Source organism: Flagellimonas sp. 2504JD4-2 (assembly GCF_053642935.1).
In genome coordinates, this window is record NZ_JBSIOV010000002.1 from 579,143 (window position 1) to 603,524 (window position 24,382).

Here is a 24,382-nt window from a genome sequence, read left to right on the forward strand (position 1 = left end):
TTAAAAAATTCCAATTTTGAACCCAGTCCTAATATAAAGATTTGATTCATCATTCAATAAAAAAACATCTCCCCGGTCATCATTCCGCAGCTTCCCTTCTTGCTCAAACGTACGCCCAAAATATGCGTAGAGGGCCATTCGTTTGGAGATATTGTATTGATACCCCACTGCACCTACCAAAGCCGATAACGAAATTTTGGAAGCCAGTTGATTCTCAGGCAACGCAATATCGTCTTGGATGTTCAAAAAGTATCCATCCAAGAATAATGCCATTTCAAACGTATGCTTTTTAGCAACATGGTGTTTGAAGTTTGACCGTGGTATTCCAAGCGTAAAAGACCACTTCGGATGGAACCTTCGGTAATAACTGACCAGAGGTAGGGGAATCGGGAGTCCTGTTGTGCTATTGTAGGATAGTCCAAGTACGATTCGATAAGGTTTATCCGCCTTATTGTTTTCCTTCCAAAAGGTTGCTGTTGCATTCATAAAGAAGTCATCCGTCATTACCCCATCCGTAAAATTCGAGGCCAACCTTGGTGTAAGGATGGTGACCAAATTCCAATTCTCGTTCCATTTGGTAATATAACCAAGGTTTAGATCCATGACATGAAAGCGAATCAAATCACTTTTGTCAAATGGAAAATCCTGCGAATATCCAATATCAAACCTATTATATTCAAATCCAGTGATCAGATAGTCCTTTTTCTCATTGAGCTTTATGGGAAGATTAAACAGGATTTTATAGCGCTGGGTCTTTATCCCTGTATCATTCTCCGGGATATTCAGATAATCAATCTTAAAAATATCTGAGCTTTGACTATGTAACAAAGAGGCACAAAAGAAACCTGTGGAAACCAAAAGAATCCTAAAAACGGTATGACATGCCAGGGTTTTTATGCTATTGTAGTTTTTGTGGCGGAATTAAATGAACATCCCGTTGAGGGAACGGAATGCTAACGCCATGTTCCTTGAATTTAGTATTGATGTTGTAACGTATGTCACTTTTTATTTTAAGATCCCCAAAGATATCATTGGTAAAATAGTGCAGGGAAAACAAAAGTGCCGAATCCCCGAAGTCATCAAAAAGGACAAAAGGTTTTGGGTTTTTCAATACTCTTTTTTGTTCTGCGGCGACTTGTTCCAAAAGTTGGGTTACCAATTCCACATCGCTACCGTACGCCACTCCGACATTTACACGCTCTCTTGTCGTCTTATGGTTTTGGGTGTAGTTGTAGACGATATCACTAATAAATTTATGATTGGGAATAATGATGATCTTATCATCCCGGGTTATTGCCCTGGTCGTTCGCAGTTTGATTTCATATACTTTGCCCACTTTGCCATCTACCTCAACAATATCACCAACTTGAAGGGACTTATCCACTATGATAAAAATACCACCGAGGATATCTTGGAACAACTCCTGTAATGCAAGCCCCAAACCAACAAAGAGTGCGGCGGAAGCAGTAATTACCAAGGTAATATCGATTCCGGCCGCGCTGAGCGTGACCAAAACCACCACCAAGTAAATCACGTAATTGATGAATTTGAAAACACTGGTGAATTTATGCCTGTCCTCCGTTTCCATCTTACGGGTCAACAGGTGTTTAAGCCATTTCAGGAGAAATTTAGTAACTACGAACGCAACAGCCAAGAGCAGAAGTAATCCGATGGTAAGATGAATGGATTTCTCCCCTTCGCCCAAGTGGATTCCCCAGTTTAGAAATTCCTTTATGGACCCCCAGATATCTTCTTGGATAATTTCCTTTATTTCATTGTTATCGTCTTGCGTTACCATCTAATACCTTAACCATTTGAAAAGTTCCTTATATGTTGGTCTTTTGCCATACATTAAAATTCCAATCCTATAAATTTTTGCTGCCAAAGAAACAATTCCCCAAAAAGTAACTATTAAAAGTATAATCGACAACAACAATTGCCATAAAGGTACACCTCCTTCTCCAATGCCCCCGGGCAAGCGCATCAGCATAACAATGGGGGATGTAAGGGGAAATAATGAAAAGCCTACGGCAATAGGCCCATGGGGATTGCTGAAAACAGAGAAAAATCCAACGTAAATAGCCAACATCAATGGCAAAATAATCGGAAATATAAATTGTTGCGTATCTGTTTCATTGTCCACGGCTGCACCAATTGCGGCATATATCGAACTGTAAATCAAATAGCCCAAAATAAAGTACACCAAAAATGAACTGATTAAAAGTACCCAGGGAATGTTGATGATCTCTTGGGCATATAGCATCATTTCACCATCAAGTTTTGGTATCCCCTGCATTCCTGGGGCTGCGAGGTTTGCTTCTCCAGAAAGTGCTCCCAAATCAATTTTGAAGACCAACATTGAAATAAACAGCAAAATTGATGCTGAAACAATCCATATGGCAAATTGTGTTATCCCTGCCAAGGACGTCCCTATGATTTTCCCAAGCATCAATTGAAAAGGTTTTACCGATGAAATGATCACTTCTATAATCCTGCTTGTTTTTTCTTCAATGACGCTTCGCATAACAAAACCGCCATAAATAATAATGAACATCATTATCGCATAGCCAAAAACCCCACCGATAAATGCCTTTATCTCATTGATTCCCTTTACACTTTTTTCTCCATCGAAACTGGCCAAATTGAGTTCGAACCGTTTTTCAATGTTCGAAAATTGTTTAGAGGACACTCCCAATCCTTCCAAACGTTTCTGTCTTAAGCTTTTTTGAAAGATGTTTTCAAGATTCCCAATAACATTGGTATTCGGATTGTCTTGTGTAAATAGAAAGGCGCCCTTGGCTACTTGTTCCAAATTTTCTCCAGAGGGAAGGTATATCAATCCATAATAGCCAAGTGAGATCGTTGAATCTTTGGCCTCTTCCAAAGAAAGGTCCTCAAATTGCACATAAGATGTATTCTTGGTAGCTGTAAACTCCTTTTTAAAAAAATCACTTTGATTCAGTACGGATATTACCCTTTTCTCATTGTCATTGATGTCGGTCAGAAAAGCAATCAACACAATCATGCCCACAATCAGGATTGGACTCAAGATCGTCATTACAATAAAGGACTTGTTGCGCACCTTTGCCAGATACTCCCGCTTAATGATCAACCTCAACTTATCTATCATTGTCCTTCTTGTTTACGGTTTGAATGAAAATGTCGTTTGCAGAGGGAATAGTTTCCTCAAAACGGTTGATGTTTGCTTTTTTTGATAGCTCGGCAATCACTTCCGAAGTCTGATTGGATGGGAGTTGCAAGGTAAAGTCCAATTGATTTTCACTGGCATCAAAATGGGATGAACGTATGTTGAATTTATCTTCGAGTGCCTTCAAGAATGTATCAGCTTCTTGCTGAATTTCCAATCCTACGTTAAAAACATTGTTCTTATAGGCTTTCTTTATATCGGATAACCTACCGTCCAATATTTTTTCTGATTTATGGATGAGTGCGATGTACTCACAAAGTTCTTCGACCGATTCCATACGGTGGGTCGAAAATATAATGGAGGTCCCTTTTTCCTTTAGCTGAAGAATTTCGTCCTTGATGACATTGGCATTGATAGGGTCAAATCCACTGAAGGGTTCGTCAAAAATCAACAGTTTGGGCTCATGCAAAACAGTGACAATAAATTGTATTTTCTGCGCCATTCCTTTGGAAAGCTCCTGTATTTTCTTGTTCCACCAATCTCCAATTTGAAGACGATCGAACCAGTATTCCAGCCTTTTTTTGGCCTCATTTTTTGAAAGTCCCTTGAGCTGAGCCAAATAAAGCGCCTGCTCTCCAACCTTCATACTCTTGTAAAGTCCCCTTTCCTCCGGGAGGTAACCAATATGGGCAATATGCTCGGGCGCAAGTGGTTTTCCATCAAAAATCACTTCCCCTGCATCCTGATAGATTATTTGGTTGATGATACGGATAAATGTGGTCTTGCCAGCACCATTTGGTCCTAGGAGTCCATAAATACAGTTTTTGGGGATTTTAAGGGAAATATTGTTCAGTGCCGTATAGTCTCCATAGGATTTGGAAACGCTATTGGCAACAAGGATGTCATCCATTTAAGGTGTTTTTTCATTTATTTAAAAATTTTTATCAGCCCATATTAGGATAATAAAAATTATTCCACATAAATCAACCGCTTCGCTTTCGCAAAAAAAAGATTAATTATTTTGGGAAAGGATATTAATAATTAGTTTTTTTTATGCGCATTTCAAAGATATGTATTTGCCCAAAAATATGGACTGCTCTATAAAAACAAAACCCACCCTCAAATAAATCAAGGATGGGAAAAAAATTGCTATGAAAAAGAAAATTAGATATTGGTTGCCCAACATCTGTTTCAAATATACGTTTTTTATTTAAACAGTAAACTTTTCAATTAAGAGAACATATCTTTTACCTTCTCAAAAAACGATTTATCGGATTTTTCAGGTTTTGGCTCAAAATTCTCATCATTCTGCATTCGCTCGAAAAATTCTTTCTGTTCCTTGCTCAACTCCTTGGGTGTCCACACGTTAACATGAACCAACAAATCTCCACTACCATAACCATTGATGCTGGAAATGCCTTTACCCCGTAATCTTAAAATTTTACCGGATTGAATTCCGGGTTCCAATTTTATGCGAACCTTTCCTCCTACCGTATCAATTTCTTTTGAGCTTCCAAGAACCGCTTCTGAAAAACTGATATAAAGGTCGTAATGAAGGTTGTCACCCTCCCTTTTCAAAGTATCGTGTTCGAGCGTCTCAATAGCAACCAATAAATCACCCGGAACACCATTTCCCGGAGCTTCGTTACCCTTACCAGAGACTTTAAGCTGCATTCCTTCCTCTACTCCAGGTGGTATTTTAATGGAAACCGTTTCTTCTTCAACAATCAATCCCTGAGCATCCGCCCCACTAGGTCTGTTATCTATGGTTTGTCCGGCTCCCCCGCAAGTATTACAGGTAGTAGCGGTCTGCATTCTACCCAAAATAGTATTGGTAATCTTGGTCACTTGACCACTTCCATTACAGGTAGGGCAGGTTTTATAGGTTACACCCTGGGCCTGCTTTTTCCTTCGGACCTTAACTTTTTTCTCAACTCCTTCGGCAACTTCTTCCAAGGTAAGCTTCACGCGAATGCGAAGGTTACTGCCCTTTACACGGCGCTGTCCACCACCGAAACCACCAAATCCGCCGAAACCGCCGCCAAAAGCACTGCCAAAAATATCACCAAATTGACTGAAGATGTCATCCATGTTCATGCCGCCACCGCCGAATCCAGCACCACCTTCAAAGGCTGCATGACCGAATTGGTCATACTTGGCTCTCTTGTCCGGATCACTCAGTACCTCATAGGCTTCGGCCGCTTTTTTGAACATTTCCTCCGCCTTGGCATCACCTGGGTTTTTATCTGGGTGAAATTCAATCGCCTTCTTTCTGTAGGCCTTTTTGATCTCAGCTGCCGAAGCACCTTTGGAAACACCCAATATTTCGTAATAGTCCTGCTTCATGTGCTTTTAGTTACCGACAACCACCTTCGGGTGTCTTATGATGCGTTCACCCAATCTGAATCCTTTCTCGACCACATCTATTATTTTTCCTTTCAACTTTTTGTTTGGAGCGGGTATTTGGGTAATGGCATCGTGCACCTCTGCATCAAACACATCTCCTTCTTTTACCTCTATCTGTTCCAGTCCCTTTCCTTTCAAAGTCTCTTTGAGTTTGTTGCTTATCAACTCCACTCCTTTGAACATTTCCTTATCCTCGGATTTTGATATTTCCTTTAAGGCCCTATCAAAATCATCCAAAACAGGGAGCAGGGATACAATCACCTCTTGCCCGGCAGTTTTGAAAAGATCCATACGTTCTTTTGAGGTTCTTTTCTTAAAATTCTCGAATTCAGCAAAAAGTCTTAGGAATTTATCTTTTTCCTTTGCCAAATCATTACGCAATTGATCCTCAGCAGAAATTTTTTCCTGCCCATCAACTTGGTTTTCATTGGCCATATTTTCGTCGTTCAGCTCAGGATTTTCAAAAACTTGGGAATCATTAAGCTCCCCATTCATTTCCTCAACCTTACTTTTCTTGCTCATATATTCTTGATTTTATCTTTTTTGAAGTGGCAAAAGTACTGCCAATTGTCCAAAAATGTCAAAATGTCACCACAAAACATAAAAAAATCCGCCAAGGGCGGATGCGCTGTTTTATTTATACTGACTTTCTACACTAGCTTTTCATCCAACGATTCAATTTCGGGTTCCCCATTTCCACTTGGGGGGATATAAATTTGCTGCAGAGCAGAGCCAATATTGGCGTATTGAAATTGAAATCCTTTCTGCTCTATACGTTTACAGCTCACTCGTTGCGAGGCGAAAAGTAAATAGGCCATCTCACCTAACAGCAATCGCATCACAAATTTTGGAGTATTTGGTAAAATCAACGGCCTTTCAAGGATTTTTGCCAACTCTTTGGTCATTTTCGCATGGGTCACAGGGTTTGGCGCGACACCGTTAAATGTTCCTTGGAGGTTCTTTTCGATTGCATATACAAACATTTCGGCCAAGTCATCGATATGAATCCAAGATTGCCACTGTTCTCCACTTCCAAAGATGGAGCCAACAAAATTTCTAATCGGGGCAGCCATTTTTGGCAAGGCCCCTCCTAAATTAGAGAGTACAATGCCTATTCTAATTTTGGAGACATTACATCCAAAATCTTCGAAAGCATCTATTTTTCTCTCCCATTTCTGGACCACTTCACCCAAAAAGCTATCATCGACCTCAGTCGTTCCCTCATCATAAAAATTAGACAAGGAGTTCGGGTAAATTCCAATGGCGGATGCGGAAACAAAGGTATTGATGGCGGAAGTATCTGCATTTTTCAAGGCCAAATGCAACGTTTCCAAGCTTTCTACCCTGCTTGCAACGATTTTTTTCTTGTTTCGCGCAGACCATCTATTGGCGATACTTGATCCCGCCAAATTGATTATAGCACTAACATCTTTGAAACAAGCAGCATCAATTTCTCTTTTTGAAGGATTCCAATAAAATCCCCTATAGTTATCCTTGGTAACTATTTTCTTTTTGTTCGTGGACAGATAATTGACGGCAATTCCCTTTTCATGAAGAACTTTGACAATTGCCTTGCCAACCAATCCAGTAGCCCCTGTCACCAACACCTTCATACTAACATTTTAGGGTAAAATTAATGGTTTAAATAGCTGGTTCTGTGGCATTAGTTTAGGTTTAACACAAATGTTCAAACTTTAGATTAATTTATGATAATATTCTGTCGTCATTTAACACCTCTTTTACAAACGTCAAGATTTAGTTGCACGCAACATTTCTCTTTTTCCAGGAGGACCTGGAAGACGTTCAACGGTGAAACCAACCGCTTGTAAGGCCCTGCGCACGCTCCCTTTAGCCGCGTAGGTCACCAAAACTCCCCCATCCTTTAATGCCTTGTACATTTTTGAAAAAATCTCCTCCGTCCAAAGCTCAGGTTGCACTCGGGCCCCGAAAGCATCAAAATAGATAAGGTTAAACAAATTAGTGTCGTTTATCGCTTTAAAATCCTTTAGCTGCTTGGTCAAGTTGAAGCCTTCATCTATGGCAATCTCTTTATCCCAAGGCTCATTATGCATTTTTATAAATGCCTTCTTACCATCTTTTGCATCTAGTCCATCACAATAATCCAACTGCTCAATTTCTTCCGATGAAACAGGAAATGCTTCCACCCCAGCATAATCAATCCGCAAACCTAGTTTTTCCTTTTCCAAAAGCGTTATAAGTGCATTGAGACCAGTACCAAAACCTATTTCCAGAATCTTTACATGCGTATCTTTAAACAACCGGAGCCCGTGTTCGATAAACACATGATAGGCTTCTTGAATGGCTCCATGTTTGGAGTGGTACTGCTCGTTCCAATCCTCAATTTGAATGGTTTTGGAACCGTCACCCGTTGCAATTATTCTTCGCTTCACGACGGTTAAAAGATAGTTTGTAAAATAATTAAGAAATATTGAATCGTTTTAATTGTTACTCAATATCACGTTGGTTGTTATAATTGTGAGCTGTTATACCTAGATATTTTTAAATAAAAAGGTATGCAAAATTAAAAACAAACCTCTGGTTTTATCAAAGTACAATTTGTAAGTCAAAATTTGCTCTACCTACAGACCACAAAGAAGTTATTGTGCTAATAGAAAATTAAAAGTACCACATGTCAATATATCTAATAAATAAAGAATTACAATTCCACCACTGATATAGCCTTTTTCCTATTTTTTTGACAGATAAATATCTTAGTATTATGAAATAATACATACATTGCTGAAATTTTAAAACTTTTTTTATGAAAAAAAACATTGAATTACCAGAACTAAAAAACCCCGCAATCACTAATGTTGAGCAAAACAGTCGAACTCTTAACGCTGTTGTCATTGCCGCTGTTGCTGTAGCAGCCGTCAAAGCAATCTTGTAACTCATTAATGTTGTCAGGAGGCTATTTTTGCCTCCTGTTTTTTACTCTTATGCACGTACTTAACCGGCTATTAAAACAATTTGAAAAAGAATTCTGCTTTGAATCAAGTTTTCATAAAATTTGTAATGATCTTCAAAATTTGGGTAATTCAATGGACTATAGAGGGTTTTTAAATTCAGATTTAAATGCTCTCAAAAATCAAGGCTATTACTCAATACTCAATATCCAATATAACCCACACATATACAGGCTCTTAGAGAATGAAAGCTATTTTTTAGGCTTGTTGGTCAACAAAGAAAAAGTCAGATATAATTCTTCTAAAGTGCTTTACAGCAATGATTGCGATGCTGTTTTTCACATATTGAATGTTAGCAAAACATCAAGATATAAAATCTATCGAGATTCTAATTTCGATAGACTAACCCCAGAGATCATGAATCATTCATCACAACCAAAACTATATAAACAAGGAGCCTTTTCTACTGCATCAACAATATATGTAAAAAAGTTTATCGACATATTAGATTTACCAGAAAAAGCTTCTTTTACGTCCTTAGTTGTAATGAAAAAGAAAAATATCAACGATTTCGTCTGGGAGTACATTATTGATAAAAATTCCATTATTCCCAACAAATTAATTTTAACCAATAGAGATTCAGCCAGATTAATAGTTATGTCAAAAATCCTTGGGAATTCAGGAAACACATTATTCAAATCAAGTCTAATTAACTTAACCAAACATCGAGTTCACAGTGTCAGATGGGAAGCTGTAAAAAACTTGATAAAACTTGATTATGATGAGGGTATTTCCGTTTTAAAACATATGAAATGTAATGACCCACATCCTGAGATTAATGAGGCAGCTCAAACTTCACTTTCATTTTTATAATCCATAAATATCAATGGCAAGAACATATTTTTCTGAAACGTCAAAAGAATTAGATTTTGAGGAATTTATAAAAATAATTTCCAAGAAGTTAGATCATAGAGATGAAGAATCACTTTTGGATTGCGTGGACCCTCTTTTTGAAGTGGCAAATAACAAAACTTTTTTCTATCAGGTTTTAAACGAGAACCTTAACAACAGCCTTAATGGTAAGCTTCCTAATAACAGCAGTTATAATGAGCAAAGTATTTTGCTTTATGATTGTGATGAATTTTATGTAAGAATGACTTATTGGCCAATTTCCTCGACCAATCCAATAGTAAAAAATGCTCAGGACAGAGCTTTCTCTTATGGAAACGTTCATGATCATAACTTCCCTCTTCTTACAGCTGGTTATTTTGGAAATGGTTACAAAACTAAATTATGGGAATATGATTACAACAACGTAATAGGTTATGTTGGCGAAAAAGTAGAAACATCCTTTTTGGAAGAAACTCATTTAAATAAAGGAAAAATCTTGTTCTATAGAACAAGTCAAGATATCCATTGCCAATTTCCCCCATCTGATGTAGATTCGCTTGCGTTAAACATAATTCTAAAAACTTCAACCGCATTATTTCATAATCAATATGAGTTTGACGAAGATGCAAAATATATTACCTCAATACTAACCAGCAGTGCTTTGTCTTCAACTGAATTGTTGTTCTCCTTAATAGAACAATATCATAACTCAGAATCTCTAATTCATTTGGAACAAATATCCAAAACAAACAATTCTTCTTCAATAAGAAGAAAAGCCCTTGAAACTTTATATAACATAAAAGGTGAAAAAGAAATCTGGAAACTAGGTTTTGAAGACATCAATCATACAAATAGCAGATATTCGCAGTTTAGATTTGACAATTCAAAATAAACGAATAATCTTTCAACTCATAATAAAGTGCATTCCAATTCATAAAAACTCAAATAAATCATTTTTTGTGTAACTTTTTTCTTTATTCATACACTAATTATGAAAAAGACACGATGGATTTAGACGTCTTAAAAAAGGAATGGCTAAAAAATGATAGTTTTAATTATGCCAATTCAAAACGATCATATCAGGATATTTCATATTATATAAGTAAATCCAAGAAGAGTTTTAAAGGTCTATTCATTTTCACCAGTATGGAGTTTATCCTATGGTTAAGTTTAAATTTTCTTTTCAATTTTTCTTTTGACGCATGGGTTCCAGAGTCCTTTGTTGAATATACTCCTTTACTTTTTCTGGAAAAAATAAACTATGTCTTAATTGTTACCTTCATATTCTTATTTTTTAGGGCTTATAGAAAAGTTTCGGTAAATAAAAGTTTATCAGAATTCTTAAACAGCATGCATCGCGTTAAATTATTGACCATAGCATATATAGTTTATAATCTCTTGCTTTTCGCAAGCTCATTCTTGTTGAGTGTCTTTTGGGAAATAGACTATAATCCTCTTCTCATCCAATTCATAAATGGTTCTTCTTCCCTAAGATACCTTCTAATATTTGGCTCTATTTTTTTATCCTTTTTATTCACTGGGTTAATAGGCGTTCTTTATTGGGTCTTTTTTGGCAAACAGTTAAAACTAATAGCTAAGATGAAAAATGAATTATCCAATATTTCTTAGAAACCTAATAAGACTTACCATCAACAAGAGAAACTAATAACCCATTTCTTGTAAGTTTTTTTTCTTATAAGAAACATCTTGTTTTCGTGTAAAGTCATTACCGTATTCATTCATCTTTTTCATTCAAAAAAATTATGAAAACTCAAGCTAAAGATTTGCTCAAACACTAAAAATCCATCAAATCAATTTTTTCTTCTTTACAAGCCTCACCAAAAATGTTAAATACTTTGGAGAATGGAAAAATCCTAAAATTTCAGCGCAAAACTGTTTAATTTTAAATTAAAAGTAAGCAATGCTCTTGCTTATTGTTTACTTTTACCGGTTCAAATCTTTCAATATGGAAACAATGACAAATTCTTTGGTTGTAGAGAAAGCGAAAAGCTCCAAAATCCATGATGTTGATTTCGATAATCTATCATTTGGAAGCATTTACACGGATCATATGTTGGTCTGTGATTATGTCAATGGACAATGGCAAACTCCAAAGGTTGTTCCATATCAGCCAATTACCCTGGAACCATCGGCAAAGATATTTCATTATGGTCAATCCATTTTTGAAGGTATGAAGGCCTACAAAGATGAATCCGGCAATGCATGGTTGTTCAGACCGATTGAAAACTTTAAGCGATTGAACAAATCTGCAAAAAGATTGGCCATACCAGAACTTCCAGAAGCATATTTTATGGAGGGATTAACCACCCTTTTGCAGGTGGAAAGCGATTGGATTCCACAAACTCCCGGCAGTTCATTATACATTAGACCTTTTATTCTTGCCTCGGGTACCGGATTTCATGCCTCACCAGCTGATGAATACAAGTTTATCATTGCCTGTGCTCCATCTGGTTCCTATTTTTCGGGAAAAGTAAAAGTGTTAATTGAAGAGAAGTACTCTAGAGCTGCCAATGGAGGAGTAGGTTATGCAAAGGCCGGAGGAAATTATGCAGGACAGTTCTATCCAACCCAACTTGCGGTCGAAAAGGGGTATCAGCAAGTGATATGGACTGACGATAATAATCACGAGTATATCGAAGAGGCTGGTGCCATGAACATATTCGTAAGAATCAATGATACCTTAATTACAGGACCCACAAGTGACCGTATCTTGGATGGAATCACCAGAAAAAGTATTTTGGACATTGCCAAAGATGAGGGTATAGCCACAGAAGTTCGAAAGATTTCGGTAAGTGAAGTGGTTGAAGCCGCTAAAGATGGATCATTAAAGGAAATGTTTGGAGCTGGAACAGCCGCGGTGGTTTCTCCCATTGCTGCTTTTGGTTATAAGGAAGTAGATTACGATTTACCCGAATTGAAAGACAGTTATGCCTCATTGCTCAAAAAACGTATTACCGATATCCAATATAATCGCGCTGAAGATAAATTTGGTTGGCGATATAAAGTGTAATAAAAAAAGGGGCGTATAAAACGCCCCTTTTTTTATTTATCTAAAATTGTCTGAATATCCGGTTTGAAGTAATTGGGACCTTTCAATACCTTTCCATCTTCCCGATAAATAGGTTTCCCATCCTCTCCAAGTTTGCTCATGTTACTGCGTTGAATTTCCTCAAATACTTCTTCAATCTTATACTGCATTCCATGTTCCAAAATAGTACCGCACAAAATATAAAGCATATCGCCTAAAGCGTCTGCAACCTCGATCAGGTCATTGTTGGTGGCCGCTTCCAAATATTCCTTGTTCTCCTCATCCATAAGATTGAACCGTAAACGGTTCTTTTCCTCACCCAAATTGGCTGTAGGAGCTTGTGAGACCCCGAGTCCAAAAGAATTATGGAACAACTCAACTGCCTTTATTTTGCTTTTCATGTGTTTACTTTTGTTGTCTTACGGGAATCATGCAAAACCTTTGATGATTAAAATTATTTAAAGATTAATTTCAAGCATTACAGTTTTATTACCCTTGATTTAATTTAGTTTTGCATAAAAATATGAAATATGTTCAGCACCGGACAACTAATTTTTGCCGCCCTCTTTGTCATCGTTTTTGTAGCAGTAATCATTTTCACATATCGCAAGGATAAAACCCTTCACAAAAAGAACTACAAAGGGGTTTTATGGATCCTCGTCTCATTTATCACCTTTATAATGATTTTGTTTCTCATTAAATATTTCCTCAAAAATTAACAAGATTATTGCATTCACCACAAAAATCACATGCTTTACAACTTTAATCAGATAGTAGCACGGATACTATAGGAAAAGACGTACTTTTGTGTTAACTATCTCAAACCAAGAAATGACAACATTTTTCAGCATCCTTTTAGTTTTACTGGTAGTTAATGCTGTATTATTGATTTTCAGTGTTAACAGAACGGGTGAGACGTTCAAAAAGCCAGTTATCAAAATTTCCGAAGCATCAGCTGCTAAAGCTTCTGCTGATTTGCATTCCGATACCCAATACAAGAAAGCTGTTTAGTTTGTACCTTTAGGGTATGAAGCAGGTACTTCTTGTTTTTTTGGGCGGTGGTTTGGGCAGCGCCTTAAGATATCTCATCTCCAAGCCCCTTAATGTTGTTTTACAAAATTTCTTTTTAGGTACATTTTTGGTAAATATTATAGGTTGTCTTCTAATAGGTATAATCCTAGGTATATCCTCACGAAACAATTTACTTTCAACAAATACCACCCTTTTCTTGGCCACAGGCTTTTGTGGTGGATTTACCACCTTTTCTGCCTTCGCTTTTGAGAAGCATAGTTTATTAAAGACCAATGAACTGCTACATTTTTCCTTTTACACCATTGCAAGCATTGTTGTGGGTGTCATAGCTGTGGCTGTTGGTCTTTGGCTATCCAAACTGGGAGAGTAACCAACTCTTTTTTCCTTTTTTCAATCAATTATGGTACTGCTTTTTACAAAGCATCGATGTTTTGACCAAAATACCCCATGTATTGTCATGGTATATGGCTAACTCAATAGTCAATTTTCCAAAAAAATACTTTTTGAAATGACATACCCCTAAAATTAAGGGGGTTATTTTTAAATAAACATAAAAATCAAACAATAACCCTCTATTTTTTTATGGCATGAATTCAATTGCTATATATTTGGCGCATCAATTAACTACTTAATTATGAAAAAAGTTGAGGCAATTATTAGAAAATCCAAATTTGATGAAGTAAAAAAGGCACTTCATGAAATTGAGGTAAACTTCTTCAGTTACTGGGATGTAACCGGAGTTGGAAATGAAAAACAAGGACATGTGTATCGAGGTATTTCCTATAGCACCTCGGACATACAACGGAGGTACCTAGTTATCGTGGTGTCGGACAGTTTCTTGGAACGAACGGTAAACACTTTACTCGAGTCGGCTTCGACCGGGAATGTAGGTGACGGAAAAATATTCGTTTCCGATGTTATCGAAGCTTACAGAATCAGAACCAAGGAAAGCGGAAGCGCCGGAATTAATTAACCACAAAACTTAACTCACACAATATTTAAAGATTATGGACGCAGGATTATTTACAGCGAATAACGTTTGGATGATGATATGTACCGCACTTGTGTTTTTTATGCACTTGGGGTTCTCCTTTTTGGAAATCGGTCTTACCAGACAAAAGAATACGGTAAACATTTTATTTAAAAATGTATTTATTATATGTGTTGGACTCCTATTATATTATATAGGTGGTTTTAACTTGATGTACCCAGGATTTGAGGACGGCGATGCCGGTTTCCTTAAGTTTGCTGGATTTGGAATTGGAGCGCCTGAAAACGGAATGACTCCTGAATATGCAGATGGCGGATACACTTGGTGGACAGATTTCTTGTTCCAAGGAATGTTTGCCGCTACCGCAGCCACTATAGTTTCTGGAGCTGTGGCCGAACGTGTAAAACTTAAAAGCTTTATGCTATTCACAGTTTTATATGTTGGATTGGTATACCCAATAGTAGGTTCATGGCAATGGGGTGGTGGATTCCTTTCCTCCCTTTCTTTCGGTGAGGCAGAAGGATTCTACGATTTTGCAGGTTCTACCTTAGTACATTCCGTTGGTGGATGGGGCGCATTGATTGCTATCTATCTGCTTGGTGCTAGAATTGGAAAATTTGGCGAGGATGGCAAGACCAAAGCTATCCCAGGACATAACTTACCTCTAGCTGCAGCCGGGGTGTTGATTCTTTGGTTAGGTTGGTTTGGATTCAACGGAGGTTCTGTGTTATCCGCAGACCCAGAACTAACTTCTTTGGTTTTGGTAACTACTTCTCTCGCTGCAGCAGCTGGAGGTGTATCGGCTTTCCTTACATCGTTGTTTGCCTATAAAAACTATGACCTTACCATGTTCTTGAACGGAATCTTGGGTGGCTTGGTAGGTATTACTGCTGGAGCTGACCAAATGTCCCCCAACGAAGCGGTTATTATTGGTTTGATCGCCGGTGTTGTAATTGTAGCCGGTGTTGCCCTAATAGACAAGCTTAAATTGGACGATCCAGTTGGAGCTGTTGCAGTTCACTTAATTTGTGGAATGTGGGGCACCCTTGCGGTTGGAATTTTTGGACAAATGGCAGGCTTTGACCAGTTCTTGGTTCAGTTGGCAGGTATTGGAGCCGCAGCCACATTCTGTTCAATAACAGCATTTATTATTCTATTTACGATCAAGAAAGTATCTGGACTTAGAGTTGATGAACAAGAAGAGCTTCAAGGCTTGGATATCCATGAGCATGGAATGGATGCTTATGCTGACTTTAGAATGAATCAACACTAACCATAAACAGTAAAAAAAAGGAAACGGAGCGTTTGGCAGAACGCTCCGTTAAATAACCTTTTTCACTCTACAAATCTCTATTAAAAAAATTAAATGCTTCGTTATGAGGCACCTAAATGTTTAAGATTATGAAAACGATTATCAGCACAAAATACATAAAAAAAATAGCTTTTTTGGCCTTCGCCAGTATATCAACTATTGCTTTTGCACAGGAGGAAGAAGAGGTCAAAAAGAAGTTTGAATTTAGCGGAACTGTTGATGCCTATTATAGGACCAATCTTACAGCTCCCAATGGAGAAGATGCAATTGCACCAGGATCTTCCTTTGCTAATTTGGATGGATTCTCTTTAGGTATGGCCAACGTCATTGCTAGCTACGATGGCGACAAAGTAGGCTTTGTTGCCGATTTGGTATTTGGACCAAGAGGAACAGACGCTATTTTTGCATCACCCATGTACTCAGCTACTGGTGATATTGTTAACCAATTGTACGTATACTGGAATGTTAGCGAGTCGGTGACGTTGACCTTTGGTAACTTCAATACCTTTTTAGGGTACGAGGTTATCTCCCCTGCTGCAAATTTCAACTATAGTACTTCCTATTTATTTTCCTACGGACCTTTCAGCCACACTGGACTTAAAGCTGATTTCGATTTGGGCAGTGATTGGAGTGCTATGTTGGCCGTAATGAATCCTACCGATTTAACTGAGCTTAACGGAACTGGTGATTACGCGGTTGGTGCTCAGTTGGGATACTCGGGTCAGTTCCTAAATTTCCTTTACAGCCAAGGTGGATTTGAAATTGATTACACAGGTGGATTTGATGTAACCGATGATTTCTATTTAGGAATCAATGCTGCCCACTTCAGCCAAGAGGATGACGGTGGAAGCTTTACCGGAGTTGCACTATACCCACAGTTGGCAACATCAGAAAACTTTACTATTGGACTTAGAGGAGAATACTTTATGGAAGGTGACTTCTTCGGAGCAATTGGTGCTTCAGATGTAGACGGCGATGCCAGCGTTCTTGCACTGACCCTAACAGGAAGCGCTACCATTGGTGATTTGATACTAAAGCCTGAAATTAGATTGGACAGTGCATCTGAGGATGCTTTCATTGACAATGACTCTGACCCTACATCTAGCTTGGCTTCTGTGCTTTTTGCAGCCATTTACTCATTCTAACTCAATAGCAAAATGCAACTCAAAAAAGCCCTAGTCTCTACGGACTAGGGCTTTTTTAGTCCTTTACAAAGTCTTTCACTCCTGCTCTCACATTAGTTCTCAAATAATTTTGCCTCGGCACTAGAGGGCAGGAGTACTTTTTGTTATAAACACAATACGGATTATAGGCCTTGTTGAAATCGATTAAAATTGCGTTCCCTTCGGGAATAGTAAGGTCAATATAGCGTCCGCCGCCGTAGGTTTCAACTCCATTGGTCTCATCCAAAAAAGGCAAAAACAGATAGTCCTTATATTTTTCTTGAGTGAGCAAAGCTGGAGTTTGATAAATTTCAAGCTGATGTCGTTCTCCGTTCAACTCAAAATGGGCGATTCCATACACAACTTCTTCTGTTTTTTCACCTGTTGTGGTATCCAGCATAAAAGGAACCGCATCGGGAGTGCGTTCGAACCTCGCCAAAACCATATAGGTTGTATCCGGTTCAAAAAAGCCCAAACCCTCAAAATCCTTTCGGAATCTATCGGGTAGTGGCGATACTTCAGGGTCTTTGAACGTTGCGTTCATTCCTTCCTGAAATTCCACAATCTCTCTTATCTTGGAAGATTCAATCTGAACCTCTTGGCCCGAAGCATGGTATTTCTTATCAGATTTACAACCTATGGCCAAAAGCAAGGTCAAACATACTAAGCGTGTCATTTTACAAATTAGTTTGCTATAAAAGTAGTGGAAATCATTCTTAATGGTACCTTAGTGCCGCTTCATTTAAGTTGGGATTCTTATGAAAAACCTATTGATTTTATCGATTTCGCTGCTTATCATGTCCTGTAGCCCTAAAGTAGAGAAAAAAGAAACGGATGTTGCCCAAAGGATACTCCCTGAATTGGTCCCCGAGAGATACAATGCCGCCTTCTTAATCATGGATGGCGTATACAATACCGAGTTTACTGCACCTTTCGATATTTTTCAGCATACCCAGTATCGAAAAAATATCAAGGCAATGAACACGTTTACCGTGGCGAATACGCTAAACCCTATTACCTCATTTGAAGGCGTTCGTATTCTTCCCGATTTTGATTATACCAAAGATTCCATACCTAAAATTGATATTTTGGTAGTACCCAGTGCCGAACATCATTTGGATACAGATCTACAAGACACCATCATGCTCGATTTTGTCAAAAGGGTGAGCAAAGAAGCAATGTTTGTGACTTCGCACTGCGATGGCGCCTTTGTATTGGCAAAAACTGGAATTTTGGACGAAGTTGCCTCTACCACTTTTCCAAGTGATATTCCAAAGTACAAAACCATGTTTCCACATCTAGATGTAAAGGATAGCGTTCTCTTTGTGCACGATGGAAAATTCATCACTTCAGCCGGAGGGGCCAAAAGTTTTGAAGCTGCGCTTTATTTGTGTGAGCACTTATATGGAAAAGAAATAGCCGAGTCGTTGGCCGGCGGACTTGTTATTGATTGGAATCTGGAAGAAGTCCCAAAGTTCATTTCTCATTGACTTGATACCGGGCGTCTTTGAGGTATTTAGAAACCACTTCATTGAATTTAGGGTCGATACGAAGCAGGGCCGTGTGCTCCAAAGCATATAATTTTTCTGTATCCTTGAATCCTTTTTTAAATGCCTCCTCCAGGTAAAACAAAGCAGTACCAAAATCTTCATTTTTAGCACTCAGGGATATTATTTTTAGGTAAAAATCAAAGTTTTCAGGCTCTAGGATGGTCTTCAATTCGTACAAGAAGGCAAGCGCATCCTCATCAATTAAGGCTTCGGACTCAACCATATCAATATTATCCTCCGCAAGGGCATTCACATAACCGCGTAACCTATTCCCCATTTCCTTTTCATAAGGATTTGTACCCTTGACAAACTTATCCAATTCCGTCATTTGGTAATTCCACCAACCCAAATTATTGAAGTTATGGGTAATCACATCCTCTTCAATATAATATTGATAGTCTTCCTTGAGTAATGATTCCTTAAGCCTTGCAGCATTCTCGCCCCTTTTCATTCCCTTAAAAATTTTGTCTTTTCGCAATTCCTTCTGAACCAAGCGAAGAGAATCCAGATTTTTAAAAACCCCGTAAATTGACATCATTTCCGTTAGGTGTTGTTCTGCCAGCAAAAACTTCTTCAAATCCTTGAGTTCATTTATTTTTTCTAAATCAGCCTTGTAAACTTTCTGAACGTATGTAGAATCCGCAGGAACTGCCCTTTTGCGCATGGCTGTCAATGTAAAATACTGCAGTGCCTTTGACAGGTATTCGGTTTTTGGCCAATCTTTCGCTTGTCGATACAGCAGTAATTGGTTCGGAAACCTAAATCTGTCCAATACCCTTTTCATGACCCGCATGGAAGAATAATTATAATCATTCTTGTTTACTAGTCCTATAAAATGAAAAGGACGCTTAGGGCTTAACAATTCTATGTTGGCAATGGATGCTCCTATGGACAGTGCTCCTTTTACTTCTTTAAGAAAAAGTGGAACCAAATTTGCAAACCTCGCTCCTGAACCAGCTCCCGCCGAATAAATCCTGGATTTACCTATGGGAAGAATATCCAAAACCTTTTCGAGCGTTCTTCCTGTTTTGACCATATTGTTGGAAAGCGAAATACTATCGGACAATCGAGGAGCTGCCAGAACATAACCTTCGTCCTCAGCTGCCTGCAAAAACATGGACATGGTCTGTTTTTCCTTTCCTTTCATATCAAAGATCAAAAGCAACGGCCATTGTTTTTCCGTTGTGAAATTGGTGGGCAGGTACAATGAAAAAGTATCCGGTATGGAATCATTGACAGGCAACGCTTGCAGGATGGTTCCCTTTTTCAATACCATTTGCTGCGACACAACAGTTTGCAAAGCTGAAATGGCAAGAAAAAGCAGTACGTATTTTTTATTCATAATTCTTTCACAGCAAAAATCCGGCCAAAAAGATTTTCCCTTGGGCCGATATAAATTTAATCGAAAATTACCATTAATCCTTACCATCTGTAATGGGTGCATTGGCAACAACATTTGATAACACAATATGGGTACGGCATTCTCCATAGGTGATAAGTTCGTCAATAAATTTTTCCAAATGTGATTGATCTCTGAGCACCACTTCCATAATGATGTTCTCATTACCAGTAATCCGATAACAATTCACCACTTCCTTGTAGGTTTCCACCTTGTTTAAAAAAGGTTTCAGTTTTCCCATAAAGGCCCGTAGCATTATGATAGCTTTGAGTTGATGGCCGGCCAATGCATAGGAAACATTGGTATTATAACCTTCAATAACACCCATGTCTTCCATCTTTTTTACCCGCTCCGCCACAGCAGGTGGTGTAAGGCCTACCTTCCTCCCAATATTGGCAAAAGATTCCCTTGCATTTTGTTGTAGACATGTTAAAATTTCCCAATTAAGCTCATCAATTTGCATACCAAGAAAATTATAGGATAAAATTTTGTATTTTAAAGTAAATTAATGTTTTTGCTTTAAAATTCAAAGTAAACTTATTGTTTTCCTACGTAATTTTATGGTAGAAAATTGCTAGAAAAAATGGAGAGGAGTTCCTTAAATTCCCTTGGAGTATATCGTAAATCGCTGGCCTTGCGGGATATGAGTGAGGCCGTTGCCCATTATTTTTCTTATAACAGGGAGAGGTTGTCGTTGCGAAAAATTGACAATTTTCGAAATGATATTTCCAATTCCTTGTTGACCGATGCTTCACTGATCACCAAAGAAGTTGAAATGGCGGCTCTAAGCAACTCTTATTCCGTCCGAATGAAGAGTTTGACCTTCATCAACATTATGACCCGTAATATATTGGCCTATTGCAACGGGTTGGAACGGGATGGTGTCAAGGAAAAGGAGTATCTAAATCTGCTAAGAAAGGAAATCAAAAGCTTTAGGACTTCTTTCAAAAAATGGAGAAAATCGTTCAATAACGGAAACGATTAGCAACCACCACTTTCTTTTTCAACAAAAACCTACATATTTCTGCGATATTGACCGCCTACCTCAAATAGGGCATGCGCAATCTGTCCTAAGGAACAGTATTTGGAAACCCCCATCAACTTTTCAAAAAGGTTTTCATTCTGAATTGCTGTCCGCTTTAATTCATCCAGTTGTTTTTTGGCCTGCGCTTCATTTCTTTTATGCAAGTTGTGCAGCGTATCAATCTGATTTTGCTTTTCATCTTCCGTGGCCCTAATAACCTCCGCTGGTAAAACGGTCGGAGAACCCTTAGAGCTCAAGAAGGTATTCACCCCGATAATCGGATAAGCTCCTGAATGTTTTAAGGTTTCATAATGAAGGCTTTCCTCCTGGATCTTGGAACGTTGGTACATGGTCTCCATTGCTCCCAAAACTCCTCCGCGTTCCGTAATTCGGTCAAACTCCAACAAAACAGCCTCTTCAACAAGATCGGTCAACTCTTCAATTATAAAAGAACCCTGCATGGGGTTTTCATTCTTGGCCAAGCCCAGTTCCTTATTAATAATCAATTGGATGGCCATAGCCCTGCGGACCGATTCTTCGGTAGGTGTTGTAATTGCCTCATCGTAGGCATTGGTATGCAGCGAATTGCAATTATCATAAATGGCATAAAGTGCCTGCAAAGTTGTTCGTATATCGTTAAAGTCGATTTCCTGGGCGTGTAAGCTTCTACCAGAGGTTTGAATATGATATTTCAGCATTTGTGCCCGCGGGTCCGCACCGTATTTTTCCTTAAGTGCCTTTGCCCAAATCCTGCGTGCAACCCTTCCTATGACTGCATATTCAGGGTCAACACCGTTAGAGAAAAAGAAGGAAAGGTTAGGTCCAAATTTGTTGATGTCCATTCCCCTACTTAGGTAATACTCCACATAGGTAAAGCCATTGGAAAGTGTAAACGCCAATTGGGTAATTGGATTGGCCCCTGCCTCCGCTATGTGATAACCCGAAATGGAAACAGAATAAAAATTCCGCACCTGATGCCCAATAAAATATTCCTGTACATCACCCATCAACCGTAAAGCAAACTCCGTTGAAAATATACAGGTATTCTGTGCTTGGTCCTCTTTTAAAATATCGGCCTGCACGGTTCCCCGTACTTGGTTCAGGGTGTCTTTTTTTATCTTCTCATAAACTTCATCGGGTAACACTTGATCTCCCGTCACTCCCAAAAGCATCAGTCCCAATCCATTGTTACCTTCGGGAAGTTCCCCTGCATAACACGGTCTTTTGACCTTTTTTCCTTTGTAAATCTTCTCTATTTTTTTGGACACCTCCTTTTCCAAACCATGCTCCGTGATATACTTCTCACAGTTCTGGTCTATGGCGGCATTCATAAAAAAGGCCAACAACATGGGTGCTGGACCATTGATGGTCATACTTACTGAAGTCATTGGGTCGCTAAGGTCGAAACCAGAATAGAGCTTTTTGGCATCGTCCAAACAACAAATCGATACCCCGGCATTACCTATTTTACCATAAATATCAGGTCTATGATCCGGGTCACTACCATATAAGGTAACGGAATCAAAAGCTGTTGATAATCGTTTGGCGGGCATATCCAAACTCACATAATGGAAACGTCTGTTGGTTCGCTCAGGTCCGCCTTCACCAGCGAACATCCTAGTTGGATCCTCTCCCACTCTTTTAAAAGGATAAAGTCCAGCTGTATACGGGAACTCGCCAGGAACATTTTCTTGTAAGCTCCATTTGAGAACATCCCCCCAAGCTTCATATTTAGGTAAGGCCACTTTTGGTATTTGACTGTGGGAAAGTGATTCTGAATGCGTCTCTATGTTCACATCCTTACCTCGGACCTTGAAAGTATACACCGCTGCCCTATAGCGTTCTTTCTTTTCGTTCCATTTTAAAATCGTCTCCCAATTATGGGGATCAAGGTTCATTTTTACCCTATCGAACTCCTTTATCAATAAAGAAATCAATTGCTCATCTTCCTTGTTCTTTAGAAGCGCATGGACTTCCTTCTCCTCCAAACCCGATTTGGACAGTAGCTTCGACTCAGCCTTAGCTGCATCGATATCCAGAATGGAAGCTACCGTTAAAAATATACCATAGAGCTTTTGGGCTATCTTACTCTGCTCATCGACCCTTTGGTCATAGGAGCGGTTATTTTCCGCGATTTCCGACAGATACCGTGTTCTAGCAGGAGGTATAACAAATATCTTTTCCGACATTTCATCGGATACCTTATAGTTGGATGAGAGTGTTGAATTTGCCTTTGTGACCAAGGTATCCATAATGACCCGGTATAATTTGTTCATTCCGGGGTCGTTGAATTGGGAAGCAATGGTTCCAAAAATGGGCAAATCATCCTGATTGGTATCCCACAAACCATGATTGCGCATGTATTGCTTCTTCACATCCCGAAGGGCATCTTGGGCACCACGTTTATCGAACTTATTGATAGCAACTACATCTGCAAAATCGAGCATATCAATTTTCTCCAACTGGGTAGCTGCACCAAACTCTGGGGTCATTACATAGAGTGAAACATCACTATGCTCCAAAATCTCGGTATCTGACTGACCAATTCCTGAGGTTTCCAAAACTATTAAATCAAAATTTGCTGCTTTCAACACCTGGACAGCCTCTGCCACGTGTTTTGACAAAGCCAAATTGGATTGTCGGGTAGCCAATGAACGCATATAGACTCGTTCATTATTGATGGCATTCATTCGAATGCGATCACCCAAAAGTGCACCTCCCGTTTTTCGCTTTGAAGGGTCCACCGAAATTATGCCAATGTGTTTGTCTGGAAAATCTCCCAAAAACCTTCGTACTAATTCATCAACCAAACTGGATTTACCCGCTCCGCCTGTACCCGTAATCCCAAGTACTGGTACTTCTGATGTATTCTTTTCAATCGTGGGTAGATGAGATTCAAACTCTTCGTGCCGGTTTTCCGCTAGGGAAATCAATCTGGCCAAAGTGTTCACTTCTTTTTCTTGTAGCAGCGCATCCAAGGCTTTCTTTTCCGGTGTTTTCAAATCTGGGACCGGGGTATCGCAGCGTTTTATCAAATCATTGATCATACCCTGTAATCCCATTTCCCGTCCATCATCAGGGGAATAGATTCGTTCAATTCCGTAATCCATCAACTCCCTGATTTCCTGTGGAAGAATTACACCGCCGCCGCCGCCAAATATTTTAATATGCCCTGCGCCTTTTTCCTGGAGCAAATCGAACATGTATCTGAAATACTCGTTATGTCCCCCTTGGTACGAGGTCATGGCAATGGCATTGGCATCTTCTTGAATGGCACAATCCACCACTTCAGCGACACTGCGGTCATGTCCTAAATGGATCACTTCAACCCCAGTGGCCTGTATAATCCTTCTCATGATATTGATTGCAGCATCATGCCCATCAAAAAGGGAGGCAGCAGTAACAATTCGAATCTTATTCTTGGGCTTGTAGGGTTTTGTTTGCTCCATTGACAATAAACGGTCGGATTTTGAGCTGCAATTTACGAAAA

At 38.9% G+C, this 24,382-nt stretch carries 25 protein-coding genes; 12 read left to right on the top strand and 13 right to left on the bottom strand.

All coding sequences use genetic code 11. From position 1 onward, the window contains the following. From ACULLH_RS09310 to mnmD, 8 genes are all read right to left on the bottom strand, one after another. Entirely contained in the window at window positions 1-828 is an 828-nt protein-coding gene (locus ACULLH_RS09310) for a DUF6268 family outer membrane beta-barrel protein (RefSeq protein WP_454088470.1), read from the bottom strand. Window positions 829-898: 70 nt separating this feature from the next. Next, complete coding sequence (locus ACULLH_RS09315; RefSeq protein WP_454088471.1) at window positions 899-1,798, bottom strand: mechanosensitive ion channel family protein; 900 nt, start codon at window positions 1,796-1,798, stop codon at window positions 899-901. After that, window positions 1,799-3,127 carry an ABC transporter permease gene (locus ACULLH_RS09320; RefSeq protein WP_454088831.1) on the bottom strand — a complete coding sequence of 443 codons (1,329 nt, stop codon included), beginning with the start codon at window positions 3,125-3,127 and terminating at the stop codon, window positions 1,799-1,801. Further along, window positions 3,120-4,058, bottom strand: coding sequence for an ABC transporter ATP-binding protein (locus tag ACULLH_RS09325; RefSeq protein ID WP_454088472.1), 939 nt, complete (start codon window positions 4,056-4,058; stop codon window positions 3,120-3,122). Before ACULLH_RS09325 ends, ACULLH_RS09320 begins: the two co-directional genes overlap by 8 nt. Window positions 4,059-4,378: 320 nt before the next feature. Continuing rightward, window positions 4,379-5,494 carry a molecular chaperone DnaJ gene (dnaJ, locus tag ACULLH_RS09330; protein ID WP_454088473.1) on the bottom strand — a complete coding sequence of 372 codons (1,116 nt, stop codon included), beginning with the start codon at window positions 5,492-5,494 and terminating at the stop codon, window positions 4,379-4,381. A 6-nt stretch (window positions 5,495-5,500) separates the two neighbouring features. Further along, window positions 5,501-6,076, bottom strand: a complete 576-nt coding sequence (locus tag ACULLH_RS09335; RefSeq protein ID WP_454088474.1) for a nucleotide exchange factor GrpE — start codon at window positions 6,074-6,076, stop codon at window positions 5,501-5,503. Window positions 6,077-6,204: 128 nt separating this feature from the next. After that, on the bottom strand, window positions 6,205-7,167 hold the full coding sequence (locus tag ACULLH_RS09340) for a TIGR01777 family oxidoreductase (protein WP_454088475.1): 963 nt from the start codon (window positions 7,165-7,167) through the stop codon (window positions 6,205-6,207). 135 nt (window positions 7,168-7,302) lie between these two features. Next, window positions 7,303-7,965, bottom strand: coding sequence for a tRNA (5-methylaminomethyl-2-thiouridine)(34)-methyltransferase MnmD (mnmD, locus tag ACULLH_RS09345; RefSeq protein WP_454088476.1), 663 nt, complete (start codon window positions 7,963-7,965; stop codon window positions 7,303-7,305). Window positions 7,966-8,336: 371 nt separating this feature from the next. Here mnmD and ACULLH_RS09350 point away from each other — a divergent pair, with 371 nt between their 5' ends. The 4 genes from ACULLH_RS09350 to ACULLH_RS09365 all read left to right on the top strand — a co-directional run bounded on the left by ACULLH_RS09350 (window position 8,337) and on the right by ACULLH_RS09365 (window position 12,403). Continuing rightward, complete coding sequence (locus tag ACULLH_RS09350; protein ID WP_454088477.1) at window positions 8,337-8,465, top strand: hypothetical protein; 129 nt, start codon at window positions 8,337-8,339, stop codon at window positions 8,463-8,465. Window positions 8,466-8,616: 151 nt separating this feature from the next. Further along, a complete protein-coding gene (locus ACULLH_RS09355) occupies window positions 8,617-9,354 on the top strand; it encodes a hypothetical protein (RefSeq protein WP_454088478.1) in 738 nt (245 codons plus the stop codon). Between the two features lie 13 nt (window positions 9,355-9,367). Next, the gene (locus tag ACULLH_RS09360) at window positions 9,368-10,264 is read left to right on the top strand and encodes a hypothetical protein (protein ID WP_454088479.1); all 897 of its coding nucleotides are present in this window, start codon (window positions 9,368-9,370) and stop codon (window positions 10,262-10,264) included. 1,074 nt (window positions 10,265-11,338) lie between these two features. Beyond that, window positions 11,339-12,403 (top strand): branched-chain amino acid aminotransferase, encoded by a 1,065-nt coding sequence (locus tag ACULLH_RS09365; protein ID WP_454088480.1) that lies wholly within the window; start codon window positions 11,339-11,341, stop codon window positions 12,401-12,403. A 32-nt stretch (window positions 12,404-12,435) separates the two neighbouring features. Here ACULLH_RS09365 and ACULLH_RS09370 read toward each other — a convergent pair whose 3' ends face one another. Further along, entirely contained in the window at window positions 12,436-12,822 is a 387-nt protein-coding gene (locus ACULLH_RS09370) for a pyrophosphohydrolase domain-containing protein (protein ID WP_454088481.1), read from the bottom strand. Window positions 12,823-12,951: 129 nt separating this feature from the next. Here ACULLH_RS09370 and ACULLH_RS09375 point away from each other — a divergent pair, with 129 nt between their 5' ends. The 6 genes from ACULLH_RS09375 (at window position 12,952) to ACULLH_RS09400 (ending at window position 16,901) form a co-directional block, all read left to right on the top strand. After that, on the top strand, window positions 12,952-13,140 hold the full coding sequence (locus tag ACULLH_RS09375) for a hypothetical protein (protein WP_454088482.1): 189 nt from the start codon (window positions 12,952-12,954) through the stop codon (window positions 13,138-13,140). A gap of 112 nt (window positions 13,141-13,252) precedes the next feature. Continuing rightward, the gene (locus ACULLH_RS09380) at window positions 13,253-13,432 is read left to right on the top strand and encodes a hypothetical protein (RefSeq protein WP_454088483.1); all 180 of its coding nucleotides are present in this window, start codon (window positions 13,253-13,255) and stop codon (window positions 13,430-13,432) included. A gap of 16 nt (window positions 13,433-13,448) precedes the next feature. Beyond that, window positions 13,449-13,823, top strand: coding sequence for a fluoride efflux transporter CrcB (gene crcB / locus ACULLH_RS09385; RefSeq protein WP_454088484.1), 375 nt, complete (start codon window positions 13,449-13,451; stop codon window positions 13,821-13,823). Between the two features lie 264 nt (window positions 13,824-14,087). Continuing rightward, complete coding sequence (locus ACULLH_RS09390) at window positions 14,088-14,426, top strand: P-II family nitrogen regulator (RefSeq protein WP_136468426.1); 339 nt, start codon at window positions 14,088-14,090, stop codon at window positions 14,424-14,426. Between the two features lie 34 nt (window positions 14,427-14,460). After that, window positions 14,461-15,717 (top strand): ammonium transporter, encoded by a 1,257-nt coding sequence (locus tag ACULLH_RS09395; RefSeq protein WP_454088485.1) that lies wholly within the window; start codon window positions 14,461-14,463, stop codon window positions 15,715-15,717. A 128-nt stretch (window positions 15,718-15,845) separates the two neighbouring features. Continuing rightward, window positions 15,846-16,901, top strand: a complete 1,056-nt coding sequence (locus ACULLH_RS09400; RefSeq protein ID WP_454088486.1) for an outer membrane beta-barrel protein — start codon at window positions 15,846-15,848, stop codon at window positions 16,899-16,901. Window positions 16,902-16,956: 55 nt separating this feature from the next. Here ACULLH_RS09400 and ACULLH_RS09405 read toward each other — a convergent pair whose 3' ends face one another. Continuing rightward, window positions 16,957-17,595: a DUF1684 domain-containing protein gene (locus ACULLH_RS09405; RefSeq protein WP_454088487.1), complete on the bottom strand. Its 639-nt coding sequence runs from the start codon at window positions 17,593-17,595 to the stop codon at window positions 16,957-16,959. Between the two features lie 82 nt (window positions 17,596-17,677). On the opposite strand from ACULLH_RS09405, the gene ACULLH_RS09410 reads away from it, so the two are divergent. Continuing rightward, window positions 17,678-18,409 (top strand): DJ-1/PfpI family protein, encoded by a 732-nt coding sequence (locus tag ACULLH_RS09410; RefSeq protein WP_454088488.1) that lies wholly within the window; start codon window positions 17,678-17,680, stop codon window positions 18,407-18,409. Here ACULLH_RS09410 and ACULLH_RS09415 read toward each other — a convergent pair. Together ACULLH_RS09415 and ACULLH_RS09420 are read right to left on the bottom strand one after the other, a co-directional pair. Then, window positions 18,396-19,811, bottom strand: coding sequence for an alpha/beta hydrolase (locus ACULLH_RS09415; RefSeq protein ID WP_454088489.1), 1,416 nt, complete (start codon window positions 19,809-19,811; stop codon window positions 18,396-18,398). The genes ACULLH_RS09410 and ACULLH_RS09415 overlap by 14 nt on opposite strands. 73 nt (window positions 19,812-19,884) lie before the next feature. Further along, window positions 19,885-20,331, bottom strand: coding sequence for an Lrp/AsnC family transcriptional regulator (locus ACULLH_RS09420; RefSeq protein WP_454088490.1), 447 nt, complete (start codon window positions 20,329-20,331; stop codon window positions 19,885-19,887). 120 nt (window positions 20,332-20,451) lie between these two features. Here ACULLH_RS09420 and ACULLH_RS09425 point away from each other — a divergent pair, with 120 nt between their 5' ends. Beyond that, window positions 20,452-20,853: a hypothetical protein gene (locus ACULLH_RS09425; RefSeq protein WP_454088491.1), complete on the top strand. Its 402-nt coding sequence runs from the start codon at window positions 20,452-20,454 to the stop codon at window positions 20,851-20,853. A gap of 29 nt (window positions 20,854-20,882) precedes the next feature. On the opposite strand, the gene ACULLH_RS09430 is transcribed toward ACULLH_RS09425, so the two are convergent. Further along, complete coding sequence (locus tag ACULLH_RS09430) at window positions 20,883-24,341, bottom strand: methylmalonyl-CoA mutase family protein (RefSeq protein ID WP_454088492.1); 3,459 nt, start codon at window positions 24,339-24,341, stop codon at window positions 20,883-20,885. Between the last annotated feature and the right edge of the window lie 41 nt (window positions 24,342-24,382).

Coding starts and splice junctions, on each gene's coding strand:
- ACULLH_RS09395 (WP_454088485.1), top strand. CDS start 14,461: ATGGACGCAGGATTATTTACAGCGAATAACGTTTGGATGATGATATGT.
- ACULLH_RS09430 (WP_454088492.1), bottom strand. CDS start 24,341: ATGGAGCAAACAAAACCCTACAAGCCCAAGAATAAGATTCGAATTGTT.
- ACULLH_RS09315 (WP_454088471.1), bottom strand. CDS start 1,798: ATGGTAACGCAAGACGATAACAATGAAATAAAGGAAATTATCCAAGAA.
- ACULLH_RS09390 (WP_136468426.1), top strand. CDS start 14,088: ATGAAAAAAGTTGAGGCAATTATTAGAAAATCCAAATTTGATGAAGTA.
- dnaJ (WP_454088473.1), bottom strand. CDS start 5,494: ATGAAGCAGGACTATTACGAAATATTGGGTGTTTCCAAAGGTGCTTCG.
- ACULLH_RS09370 (WP_454088481.1), bottom strand. CDS start 12,822: ATGAAAAGCAAAATAAAGGCAGTTGAGTTGTTCCATAATTCTTTTGGA.
- ACULLH_RS09355 (WP_454088478.1), top strand. CDS start 8,617: ATGGACTATAGAGGGTTTTTAAATTCAGATTTAAATGCTCTCAAAAAT.
- ACULLH_RS09380 (WP_454088483.1), top strand. CDS start 13,253: ATGACAACATTTTTCAGCATCCTTTTAGTTTTACTGGTAGTTAATGCT.
- ACULLH_RS09375 (WP_454088482.1), top strand. CDS start 12,952: ATGTTCAGCACCGGACAACTAATTTTTGCCGCCCTCTTTGTCATCGTT.
- crcB (WP_454088484.1), top strand. CDS start 13,449: ATGAAGCAGGTACTTCTTGTTTTTTTGGGCGGTGGTTTGGGCAGCGCC.
- ACULLH_RS09405 (WP_454088487.1), bottom strand. CDS start 17,595: ATGACACGCTTAGTATGTTTGACCTTGCTTTTGGCCATAGGTTGTAAA.
- ACULLH_RS09420 (WP_454088490.1), bottom strand. CDS start 20,331: ATGCAAATTGATGAGCTTAATTGGGAAATTTTAACATGTCTACAACAA.
- ACULLH_RS09365 (WP_454088480.1), top strand. CDS start 11,339: ATGGAAACAATGACAAATTCTTTGGTTGTAGAGAAAGCGAAAAGCTCC.
- ACULLH_RS09340 (WP_454088475.1), bottom strand. CDS start 7,167: ATGAAGGTGTTGGTGACAGGGGCTACTGGATTGGTTGGCAAGGCAATT.
- ACULLH_RS09425 (WP_454088491.1), top strand. CDS start 20,452: ATGGAGAGGAGTTCCTTAAATTCCCTTGGAGTATATCGTAAATCGCTG.
- ACULLH_RS09415 (WP_454088489.1), bottom strand. CDS start 19,811: ATGAATAAAAAATACGTACTGCTTTTTCTTGCCATTTCAGCTTTGCAA.
- ACULLH_RS09360 (WP_454088479.1), top strand. CDS start 9,368: ATGGCAAGAACATATTTTTCTGAAACGTCAAAAGAATTAGATTTTGAG.
- ACULLH_RS09335 (WP_454088474.1), bottom strand. CDS start 6,076: ATGAGCAAGAAAAGTAAGGTTGAGGAAATGAATGGGGAGCTTAATGAT.
- ACULLH_RS09410 (WP_454088488.1), top strand. CDS start 17,678: ATGAAAAACCTATTGATTTTATCGATTTCGCTGCTTATCATGTCCTGT.
- ACULLH_RS09325 (WP_454088472.1), bottom strand. CDS start 4,058: ATGGATGACATCCTTGTTGCCAATAGCGTTTCCAAATCCTATGGAGAC.
- ACULLH_RS09350 (WP_454088477.1), top strand. CDS start 8,337: ATGAAAAAAAACATTGAATTACCAGAACTAAAAAACCCCGCAATCACT.
- ACULLH_RS09400 (WP_454088486.1), top strand. CDS start 15,846: ATGAAAACGATTATCAGCACAAAATACATAAAAAAAATAGCTTTTTTG.